At 40.1% G+C, this 1,075-nt stretch carries 2 protein-coding genes; both read right to left on the bottom strand.

The window, feature by feature from the left end:
- Positions 1-109: 109 nt before the first annotated feature.
- Positions 110-577, bottom strand: coding sequence for a DUF5675 family protein (locus OM074_RS21135; protein WP_301202706.1), 468 nt, complete (start codon positions 575-577; stop codon positions 110-112).
- A gap of 12 nt (positions 578-589) precedes the next feature.
- Positions 590-1,075 (bottom strand): hypothetical protein (locus OM074_RS21130; RefSeq protein ID WP_301202705.1); only part of this gene is annotated, 486 nt, incomplete at its 5' end.

Below are 1,075 nucleotides of genomic sequence, written 5' to 3'. Positions count from 1 at the left end.
TTACTCAGGCATTGCAGTTGATGTGATCCGGGAGTATTTGGTGGAGTAAATTGCCTTCTTCCCTATTGTTTATATTTGCTTTGCTCCTGGTCATTTATTTTGCTTCGTTTTATTCCCTTTCAAAAATAACCTCATCCATATAAGTAATCCATACTTCTTCCTTGTTTTCAATAGCTAAAGCAATTTCCGGGTAAACCATTTTATAGGCATTTGTGCTTTGGTTCACACGTCCATCAAGGTTCACATTGGATATGGTTGATTCCCCAACCAACAGGCATCCTGCTGTATCGTCATCATCATTCCCAATATGGATGAGTATATTGGTAAAGTTAGGGACACCGGTTACATGCAACATCCCTTTATGGAATCCCGGAAATTTCTTTTGGTACCGGGCATGGTGGATGCCGCATGTCCTTAGTTTCAGGTGGTACCTCCCGGCAGGGATCCTGGTTTCGCCATATACTTTGATGCTCCGGTATTCGTCTTCTAACGTGTAACACCTAAATTTCCCATCAACAAACAGCAACCCCAACGTACTGTCTCTCCCTGCGCTGTAGCGCAATACTGTTAATTCCATAGTCTTTCAAGTTTAGATTTTAGTAAATGAAGTAGTTTGTTTGGCAATGGTCTTATCCTTATCTGCAGAACTTTTACTGGATCCAAAGAAATAAGACAAAACCATACTAAAGCCGGCAACCAATGCACCAAACAATTGGTTGATGGGTCCGTTGTTACTTGTCTTCTGGGCATTGTCGCCAATAATCATTACTGAAATAAGACCAAAGAAACCGATTACCACAACAATGGCCAAGGCCATCATAAGCCAATCTCGTTGACCTGTGGCTTTTGCCAGTTCTGTTTCACGTAAACGGGCATTTTGCTTATCCATCAAATAAGCTTTTGATTCTTCCAGTTCAATAATGGTAGCTTGTAAAGCAAGCTTTTCCAATTCAATCTTCTGATTGATTTCAAACTCTTTTAGTTTCACGATGAGGTCTGGATGACTGGATAAAGATCGTTGAAAATGTTCCTCATCATGGAAATGAATTCCTGTTACTGATTTGATTAATTCAAA

The organism is Plebeiibacterium marinum, assembly GCF_026013615.1.
In the GTDB taxonomy this organism is placed as follows: domain Bacteria; phylum Bacteroidota; class Bacteroidia; order Bacteroidales; family Marinilabiliaceae; genus Saccharicrinis; species Saccharicrinis marinus_A.
The sequence above is the reverse complement of the archived record's forward strand: the minus strand, read 5'-3'. Positions and strand labels throughout refer to the sequence as shown.

What these genes read in the sequence shown, in the direction of transcription:
- OM074_RS21135 (WP_301202706.1), bottom strand. Translation starts at nt 577, where the DNA reads ATGGAATTAACAGTATTGCGCTACAGCGCAGGGAGAGACAGTACGTTG.